The following is a 9,825-nucleotide window of genomic DNA, read 5'->3' as shown; positions in this document are numbered from 1 at the left end:
CGCCTCGCCCGCGCTCGCCGCAGCGCCACTCCCCAGCAAGCGCCCGCCGGTCAAGGAACGGCTGTTCACCAGCCGCGCGGTCGAGCGCGAGATCGCGCGCGTCTCGGCCAAGATCGGCGACCCCAGCTGCGCTGGATGTTCGCCAATTGCTATCCCAACACGCTCGACACCACGGTGCGGATGAGCACGGTCGACGGCGCGCCAGATGCGTTCGTCATCACCGGCGACATCCCCTGCCTGTGGCTGCGCGATTCCTCGGCGCAGCTCGCGCCCTATCTCCATCTCGTCCGCGACGATCCCGCTTTGCGCACGCTGTTTCACGGGCTGATCGCGCGACAGGCGCGCTCGATCCTGATCGACCCTTATGCCAATGCCTTCATGGAAGATCCGTCGGCCAAGACCAATCTCGGCTGGGCACAGCACGACAAGACCGAGATGAAGCCCGGCGTCGCCGAGCGCAAATGGGAGATCGATTCGCTCTGCTATCCGATGCGGCTCGCGCACGGCTATTGGCAGGCGACGAAAGATCCCGCGCCGTTCGACGCGCGCTGGGCGGCGGCGGCGCGGCTCAGCATCGCCACCTTCCGCGAACAGCAGCGCAAGCATGGCCCCGGCCCCTACCGCTTCCTACGCGAATCCGATCGCAATACCGAAACCCAGCCGCTCGACGGCTATGGCAATCCCTCGCGCCCGGTCGGGCTGATCCATTGCGGCTTCCGCCCGTCGGACGATGCGTGTCTCTACCCGTACCTCATCCCCGCCAATTTGTTCGCGGTCGGCGCTTTGCGCGAGCTGGCGGTGGTGGCGCAGGCGCGCGCGGCGATACCGCGCTCGCGCAGGACGCCACCGCGCTCGCTGCCGAGGTCGAGCGCGCGCTTGCCCAATATGGCCGGATGCGGCTGCGCGACGGGCGCGAAGTATGGGCTTATGAGGTTGACGCTTCGGCAATGCGATCTTCATGGACGATGCCAACGTCCCCTCGCTCTCCGGCCTCGCCTATCTCGGCTGCGTCGCCCAGAGCGATCCGCTGTGGCAGCGCACCCAGGCCGCTGCCTGGGGCCCGGACAACCCTTATTTCTTCAAGGGGCAAGCCGGCGAAGGCATTGGCGGCCCGCATGCCGGATTGCGCCAGATCTGGCCGATGTCGCTGATCGTGCGCGCGCTGTCGAGCGACGACCCCGCAGTGATCCGCGCCTGCCTCAAGACGGTGCGCGAGACCGATGCCGATACCGGCTTCATCCACGAAACCTTCGATCAGGACGACGCTCGCAAATTCACCCGAGCGTGGTTCGCCTGGGCCAATGGCCTGTTCGGGGAATTGATCGTGCGCCTCGCCAATACCCGCCCTGCCTTGCTGGAAGACACGCTGTGACCATTGATCGCCGTACCCTGCTCAGCAGCTCTACCCTTGCCTTGTTCGCCAGCGCGGTGCCGTGGCGGCTCGACGCACGCCCGACCGCGACCGCTCCCAATCTGTTCGTCGGCACCGGCGGCGACGGCCATACCTATCCCGGCCCGACCTTGCCCTTCGGCAGGGTCCAGCTCGGCCCCGATACCGATGTCGAGCGCTGGGCAACCTGTTCGGGCTATCACCATGGCGACAGCTCGATCATGGGCTTCAGCCACACGCATTTGTCGGGCACCGGGATCGGCGACATGCTCGACGTGCTGGTCGTGCCGAGCACCGGGCCGGTCAAGCTCATAGCCGGACCGCTCGACAACCCCGATGCGGGCTATCGCCAGCGCTATTCCAACGAAATCGCCGAGCCCGGCTCCTATCGCGTCACGCTCGAATCGGGCGTGCACGCCGAACTGACCACGACCGATCGCACCGGCTGGCACCGCTATACCTATCCTAAGGGGCCGGGGCATGTGCTGATCGATCTGTCGCACCTCATCCTCGACACCTCGGACCATGCGCCCTTGGTCGATGAGGCGAGCCTGTCGATCGACGCGGACGGCACCATCACCGGCAGCCGCCGCGTGTTCCGCTGGGCCAAGGGGCGGCGCATCCACTTTGCGCTGCAATGCGCGCGGCGGCCCGACCGCGTCACCTTCTACGGCGATGGCGATGCCGAGCAACCTGCGGGCACCACGCAGGTCTCCGGCAAGCGTCTGAAAATGGCGCTGCACTGGAACGACGCCGGGGCGGCTCCAATCCTGCTGCGCTGTGGCATCTCGGGCGTCGATGTCGCGGGCGCGCGCGCAACCTCGCCGCCGAAGCACCGCATTGGGACTTTGACCGCACGCTCGGTGCCGCTCGTCAGCGTTGGGCGGAGGCGCTCGGCGTGGTGCAGGTCGAGGGCGGCAGCACCGACCAGCGTACCATCATGGCCTCGGCGCTCTATCACGCGCAGCTTGCCCCCACGCTCTTCTCGGATGTCGATGGACGCTATGTCGGCCTCGACGGACAGGTCCACACCGTGCCGCGGGGCGGTGCCGCCTACAGCACCTGGTCGCTATGGGATACCTATCGCGCGTTGCACCCGCTATTGACGCTGGTTGCGCCCGACCGGACCAAGAGCCTGATCGACGACCTCATTCGCCAGACCCAGCAATCGCCCTACGGCCCGTTGGTGTGGCCGTTGCAGGGCAAGGAAACCGGCACGATGATCGGCTGGCACGGCGTCGTCCCGCTGGCCGAGGCGCAAGCCAAGGGCATCCCCGCCGATTATGCGGCCGCCTGGCCCGCCATCGCCAGGCGCAGCTTCGATTTCAAGGCGCCCGACAAGGACAATAGTCTCGGTCGCGAAGCCTATGACAAGATGGGCTATGTCCCGGCCGACCAGGTGTTCGAAAGCGTCAGCCGCACGCAGGAATATGCCTATGACGATTGGGCCTCCTCACACCTCGCCCGCGCCGCCGGGGCCAGCGCCGATGCCGACCGGCTGCTCAAGCGGTCGGGCAATTGGCGCAATGTCATCGACCGCGACACCGGTTTCGCCCGCCCGCGCTTCGCCGATGGCACATGGTGGACGCCCTATGACCCGGTCCAACTCGGCCATATGCCAAAGCCGTGGTGGCGCGATTATACGGAGGCCAATGGCTGGCAGGCCACCTTCCTCAACCAACACGACCTCTATGGCCGGATCGCGTATGTCGGCGGCGATGCCGCGTTCGCGGCCAAGCTCGACGCCTTCTTCTCCGCCCCCTCGACGCTGCCCGACAATGCCCCGCCCGACATTTCCGGGCTGGTCGGCCAATATGCGCATGGCAACGAACCCGACCAGCACGCCGCCTATCTCTATGCCTATGTCGGCCAGCCGTGGAAGACGCAGGCGATGGTGCGACGTTTGTGCACCGAAATGTACCGCAACGCGCCCGACGGCATCATCGGCAACGACGATTGCGGCCAGATGAGCGCGTGGTTCGTCTTCTCGGCGCTCGGTTTCTATCCGGTCGACCCGGTCGAGGCGGCCTATGTGTTCGGCTCGCCCTTGTTCGAACGCGCGACGGTGCGCGTCGGCACGGGCCGTACCCTCACAATCGAAGCACCCGGCAACCGCGCCGACACGCCCTACGTCGCGGCCGTCACGTGGAACGGCAAGCCGTGGAGCAAGAGCTGGATCGACCACCGCACGCTGAGCGGCGGCGGCACGCTGCGCTTCACCATGTCGGCCACGCCCAACCCCAGCTTCGGTGCCGCACGCGCCGATCGCCCGCCATCCTTCGGCCATTCGGCCTGATCCCGGAGCCCCAGATGACCCATCCCTCGCGCCGCGGCGTGATCGCCTCCGGCCTTGCCGCCACCGCTCTGCCCACGCTTGCCACGCCCGCTTTGGCCAAGACCGCGCCCAGCGGTGCGCCAAAGCCATGGGGCGCGACCCCCTCGCCGCGCCAGCTCGCCTGGCACACGCGCCAGCAATATGCCTTCGTCCATTTCTCCATCAACACCTTCACCGACAAGGAATGGGGCTATGGCGATGAAGACCCGAAACTGTTCAACCCGACCGATTTCTCGCCCGACCAGATCGTAGGCGCGGCGAAGGCTGCGGGGATGACCGGCATCATCCTCACCGCCAAGCATCATGACGGTTTCTGCCTGTGGCCGACGCTGCTGACCGAACGCTGCATCCGCAACACGCCGTACAAGAACGGCAAGGGCGACATCGTCGGCGAGATGGCAGCGGCCACCCGCCGCGCCGGCCTCGCCTTCGGCCTCTATCTCTCGCCCTGGGACCGGCATCATCCAGACTATGGCCGCCCGGCCTATCTCGACTATTTCCGCAAGCAGATCGTCGAGCTGTGCACGCGCTATGGCGAATTGTTCGAATTCTGGTTCGACGGGGCCAATGGCGGCGACGGCTATTATGGCGGCGCGCGCGAGACGCGAAAGATCGATGCCCCGGCTTATTACGACTGGCCGACCACGATCGCTTTGGTCCACAAATATCAGCCCATGGCCTGCACCTTCGATCCGCTCGGTGCCGAAATCCGCTGGGTCGGCAATGAGGATGGCGTGGCGGGCGATCCGTGCTGGCCGACCATGCCCAACCACCCTTATGTCCAGTCCGAGGGCAATAGCGGCGTGCGCGGCGCTGCCCTGTGGTGGCCCGCCGAAACCGACGTGTCGATCCGCCCCGGCTGGTTCTACCACGCCGATGAGGACGCCAAGGTCAAGACGCCCGAGCGCTTGCTCAAGCTGTTCGATGAATCGGTCGGGCGCGGCACCAATCTCAACCTCAACCTGCCGCCCGACCGGCGCGGCCGCCTGGCCGATACCGATGTCGCGGTGCTGCGCTCGTTCGGCGATGCGCAAGCCGCGACCTATGCCCATGATCTCGCCAAGGGCGCGGTCGCCCATGCCAGTGCTGAGCGCGGGGCGGCGTTCAGCGCCGCGCGCGTGCTCGATGGCAATCGCGACAGCTATTGGTCGACGCCCGATGCCGACCAGACCCCGTCGCTGACGCTCGATCTGCCGCCGACGCGCAGCTTCGACCTGATCCGCATCCGCGAATATCTGCCGCTTGGCGTGCGCGTCACGCGCTTCGCGGTCGATGCCGAGGTGGACGGCGTATGGAAAAACGTTCGCCGAGCATGAATGCATCGGCGCACAACGCATCATCCGCTTGCCCGCGCCCATCACCGCGCGGCGGCTGCGGCTGCGTATCCTGGAAGCGCCCGCTTGCCCGGCAATCAGCGAGATCGCGTTGTTCCGCCAGGTTCAACCCGTCGCCGTCGCCCCGGCGCGGTCGAGCGACCCGACGATCCTGTCGACCAAGGGCTGGCACATCGTCGCTGCCACCGCGCCGGGTGCAGAAGCGCTGCTCGACGACGATGCCGCGACCCGCTGGACCACCCCGGCCCCGACGCCGGGCACCCCCGTCAGCGTCACGATCGACATGGGGCAAGTGGTTGCGCTGGCCGGGGTCAGCATCTCGCCCTCGCGCACCATCGCCAAGGATGTGTCCCCGCCGCGCGACTATCGTTGCGAAACCAGTGTCGATGGCACGCACTGGGAAGCGGCGGGCAGCGGCGAGCTTGCCAATATCGCGTATGCGCTCGCCACGCAGCGCCTGACCTTCGACCACCCGCGTCCGGCGCGTTTCCTGCGCCTGTCGTTCGACGCGCCCGCGCTGCCGACGGGATCGATAGCGCTGGCCGGGATCGGAGCGTTTACCGTCAAGCGCTGACGGTCACGCCGCCCAGGCGGCGATATCGTCCTGCTGGCCGATCAGCGCCAGGCCATGCGCGATCGAGGTCAGTTCGCCACCGGCGGCGATGCGCTCCTCCCTAAGCGTTCGACGAACAGCCGTCGCACGCGCGGGGTGAGCGAGGTGCCGCCAGTCAGGAACACACGGTCGATGGCGCTCGCGTCGGTTTCGGCGCGCGCCAATGCCTGGTCGACCGCTTGCTCCATCTGCGCGATGTCGGGGGCGATCCACGCCTCGAACGCATCGCGCCGCACCTCCGCCGCGATCGAGAGGCCCGCGCCCGCAAAGCGGAACTCGGCCACGTCGCTCTGCGACAACGCACGCTTCAGCGCACCGACCGCATCGTACAGTTGATAGCCCAATTCCTGATCGATGATCGCGATCATCCGCCCGATCGCCTCGGGATCGAGCGCGACACGGCGTAGCTTGTCGAGTTCGGCCATCGTGCGGCGGTTGCGCATCAGCGCCAGCCGTGACCAGTCGGCGAAATCGGTGAAATAGCCGCCGGGAATATCGAGCACCTTGTCGAACGACCGATACGACCCGCCCTTGCCCAGCAGCGGCATGACGAGATGATCGACAATGCGAAAATCGAACCGGTCACCCGCAACACCGACACCGGCATGGCCGAGCGGGGTACAACGGCGTACCGCTCCGGGGGCCTCGATCCGCACGACCGAGAAATCGCTCGTGCCCCCGCCGAAATCCGCGACCAGAATCGTCGCCGGGTCGGTGATGCGCGATGCATAGCTGAACGCTGCGCCGATCGGCTCGTAGACATAATGGATTTCCTCGGCGAGGTGGCCGAACATCGCATCATAGCGCGTCCGCGCCAGCGCTTCGTCAGGGCGACTGCCCGCAAATTCGACCGGACGCCCCACCACCAGCCGCGACGTCTTGCCGTTCAGCGCGCCGCGCGCGCGCGCCGCCATCTTACCGAGGAACAGACGCCCCAGATCCTCAAAGCGAAACCGCCGCTCGAATACGCTGGCATATTCGAAGCTCGCATTGGCGGCGACCGACTTGAACGATTGCAGGAAGCGGCTGCCTTGCGGAAAGGCGAGATATTCCTCGATCGCCCATGGCCCCGCTTCGCTCGCCAGGCCCTGCGGCTCGCCCTCTTCTTCCCACAGGCACAGGGCGGAGCGGAACACCGCGCTTGGCGCGGCCGGGCCATCGAGCTGGAGCATATCGGCCACGCCGGGCTGACGGGCGAGGGCGACCACCGAATTGGTAGTGCCAAAATCGAGTCCGATCGCGGACGGGAAAGAAATGGTCATGGTCGGCGCGGCCTGTACGGGCAAAGCCGCTTTCACGCAAAAGCTACAGCCAAAAAATCCCGGCCTCGCTCGCGCAAGGCCGGGATCCGAAACCGCAGTATCGCGGTTGATTACATCGGGCGCTTTTTCGACTTTTCGTGGTCGGTGTGGCCGAGTCCGTTGGAGTCTGCGTCGTCATCGTCGAATCCGGCGTGGTAGAGGTCGGGCTGGCCATCGGGTCCGCCGGAGTGGTGGCCGGATCCGCAGTCGGCGTTGCCAGAGTGGTCGTGGTCGGCGCGGGTGTGCCCGGCGTGGTCGAAGGGGTCGCGGGAACCGTGCTGGTTGGCGCGCCCGGTGCGGGCGTTGTGGTTTGTGCCAAGGCTGCAGTCGAAAGGGTCAAAGCGGCAATGCCGGTCAAGGTTGCAATACGCATTGGTTCTGGTCCTTTAAAATCAGTGACCACCAAATGGGTCGGACTTAACAACGCGCTGGCAGTCGATCAGTCGCTCCTTTTGTCCCGCGCACACCACAACTGGTCCGCTTTAGCCGCATTGACCCCGATGCAGCAGCTTATGGTCCGCCAATACTAAAGCAACCATCGCCTCCACCACCGGCACACCACGAATACCAACGCACGGGTCATGTCGGCCCTTGGTCATGATCTCGGTGGCGGTGCCGTCGCGGTCGATCGTCTCGACCGGAGTCAGGATCGAACTGGTCGGCTTGAACGCAACGCGCAGCGTCACGGGCTGTCCGGTGGAAATGCCCCCGGCAATGCCCCCGGCATGGTTGGCCAGGAATTGCGGCCCCTCCGCGCCGGGTCGCATCGCATCGGCATTGTCCTCGCCGCGCAAGCGCGCCGCCGCGAAGCCATCGCCGATTTCGACGCCCTTCACCGCATTGATGCCCATGCACGCCGCCGCCAGCTCGGCATCGAGCTTGGCGTATAGCGGCGCACCCCAGCCCGCCGGCACACCGGTCGCCGCACACGCCACCACCGCGCCGAGCGAAGAGCCCGCCTTGCGCGCAGCATCAACCAGCCCCTCCCAACGCGCCGCCGCGTGCGGGTCGGGGCAGAAGAACGGGTTGCGGCCAATCTCTGCGGCATCGAAATTGGCCGGGTCGATCGCGTCGCCGCCAATCGCCTCGACCCAGGCGATGATGCCGACCTCGGGGATCACCAGCCGCGCCACCGCACCCGCCGCCACGCGCGACGCGGTTTCGCGCGCCGAGGACCGCCCGCCGCCGCGATAATCGCGGAAACCGTATTTGGCGTCATAGGCATAATCGGCATGGCCGGGACGATAGGCCTTGGCGACTTCCGAATAATCCTTCGATCGTTGATCGACATTCTCGATCATCAGGCTGATCGGCGTGCCCGTCGTGCGCCCCTCGAACACCCCCGACAGGATGCGGACCTGGTCGGGCTCCTGCCGCTGCGTGGTGAAGCGCGAGGTGCCGGGGCGACGCTGGTCGAGCCACGGCTGCACATCGGCCTCGGACAAAGCGATCCCCGGCGGGCACCCATCGACCACCGCGCCGATCGCGGGCCCGTGTGATTCGCCCCAGGTGGTGAAGCGCAAGAGGTGTCCGAAGCTGTTAAAGCTCACTTTCCCTCTCCCAACGGGAGAGGGAGGGGCCCATGCGCAGCATGGGAGGGTGAGGGTGATACACCCACGCCTGCTAGATCAATCATGGCGGTCGCCCTCACCCTTCCCACGCCTGCGGCGCGGGCCCCTTCCCTCTCCCAACGGAGAGGGAGCTTTACGCCAGCGCGATGTCCGGCGCGTCTTCTGCCTTCATGCCGATCACGTGATAGCCCGCATCGACATGGTGCGTCTCGCCGGTCACACCGCTCGCTAAGTCGCTCAACAGGTACAGCGCCGAGCCGCCAACATCCTCGATCGTCACGTTGCGCTTGAGCGGCGCATTGAGCTCGTTCCACTTCAGGATCAGGTTGAAATCCCCGATGCCCTTGGCGGCCAGCGTCGTGATCGGCCCGGCCGAGATCGCATTGACGCGGATCTTGTCGCGACCGAGATCGACCGCGAGATATTTGACGCTCGTTTCCAACGCCGATTTGGCCACGCCCATCACGTTGTAATGCGGCACCACCTTTTCGGCACCGTAATAGGTGAGCGTCAGCATCGATCCGCCATTGGGCATCATCGCCGCCGCGCGCTGCGCGACTGCGGTGAAGCTGTAGACGCTGATGTTCATCGTCATCAGGAAATTGTCGAGCGTCGTGTCGCAATAGCGCCCGCGCAGCTGCGTCTTGTCCGAAAAGCCGATCGCGTGGACGACGAAGTCGATCGTCGGCCATTCCTTCGCCAGTTCGGCAAAGGTCGCATCCAGCGCAGCCATGTCCGACACGTCGCAATCGAACAAGCGCGCGACGCCAAGCTGCTCGGCGAGCGGCCGCACGCGCTTCTCCATCGCCTCGCCTTGGTAGCTGAAGGCAAGCTCGGCCCCCGCTTCGCTGAGCTTCTTGGCAATGCCCCAGGCGAGCGAGCGATCGTTGGCGAGGCCCATGATCAGCCCGCGTTTGCCTGCCATCAATTCCATCACGCCGGTATAGACTCCTTGATTCCGTGAGCGCTCTCTACTCCCGGTTCGGGGGGTTCCGCCAGTGCCGCGTTCAAATGCGCCCCGACGACAATGCCAAGCCCCACCAGAAAGAAGAACAACAGCGCCACGATCACCCCCGCCAGACTGCCATAGGTCAGGCTGTAGCTGCTGAGCGCGACAGGATCACCGGCAGCAACGCAGTGATCGTCACCCACCACGCGCTGGTGAACAGCGCGCCCGGCCATTTCGGGCATTTGCTCAGGCGATATTTGGCCGGCGTGACCGAAAAGAACAGCATGTAGAGCGCGATGAACATCACCACCCCCGGCACCGCGCGCGGCCGC

3 protein-coding genes and 5 pseudogenes are annotated in these 9,825 nt (G+C 66.1%); 4 read left to right on the top strand and 4 right to left on the bottom strand.

Going from position 1 to position 9,825, the window contains the following annotated elements; translation table 11 throughout:
* The 3 pseudogenes from NW75_RS18875 to NW75_RS18865 all read left to right on the top strand — a co-directional run.
* Positions 1–1,372, top strand: a pseudogene (locus tag NW75_RS18875) (glycoside hydrolase family 125 protein); the annotation flags it as partial.
* A pseudogene (locus tag NW75_RS18870) lies at positions 1,369–3,686 on the top strand (GH92 family glycosyl hydrolase). The pseudogenes NW75_RS18875 and NW75_RS18870, both read left to right, overlap by 4 nt.
* A gap of 14 nt (positions 3,687–3,700) precedes the next feature.
* A pseudogene (locus NW75_RS18865) lies at positions 3,701–5,633 on the top strand (alpha-L-fucosidase).
* 3 nt (positions 5,634–5,636) lie between these two features.
* Here the strand turns inward: NW75_RS18865 and NW75_RS18860 are convergent.
* Positions 5,637–6,934: pseudogene (locus NW75_RS18860) on the bottom strand (Hsp70 family protein).
* A gap of 137 nt (positions 6,935–7,071) precedes the next feature.
* On the opposite strand from NW75_RS18860, the gene NW75_RS24685 reads away from it, so the two are divergent.
* Complete coding sequence (locus tag NW75_RS24685; RefSeq protein ID WP_156143075.1) at positions 7,072–7,503, top strand: hypothetical protein; 432 nt, start codon at positions 7,072–7,074, stop codon at positions 7,501–7,503.
* Here NW75_RS24685 and aroC read toward each other — a convergent pair.
* The 3 genes and pseudogenes from aroC to NW75_RS18845 form a co-directional block, all read right to left on the bottom strand.
* Positions 7,456–8,523, bottom strand: coding sequence for a chorismate synthase (aroC, locus tag NW75_RS18855; protein WP_033966814.1), 1,068 nt, complete (start codon positions 8,521–8,523; stop codon positions 7,456–7,458). The genes NW75_RS24685 and aroC overlap by 48 nt on opposite strands.
* A 154-nt stretch (positions 8,524–8,677) precedes the next feature.
* Positions 8,678–9,469: an enoyl-ACP reductase FabI gene (gene fabI, locus NW75_RS18850; protein WP_033966815.1), complete on the bottom strand. Its 792-nt coding sequence runs from the start codon at positions 9,467–9,469 to the stop codon at positions 8,678–8,680.
* A gap of 8 nt (positions 9,470–9,477) precedes the next feature.
* Positions 9,478–9,825 (bottom strand): annotated as a pseudogene (locus NW75_RS18845) (YhjD/YihY/BrkB family envelope integrity protein); the annotation flags it as partial.

It is taken from the genome of Sphingomonas sp. Ant H11, from assembly GCF_000797515.1.
GTDB lineage: Bacteria > Pseudomonadota > Alphaproteobacteria > Sphingomonadales > Sphingomonadaceae > Sphingomonas.
This window is presented reverse-complemented; position numbering and strand designations above follow the sequence as displayed.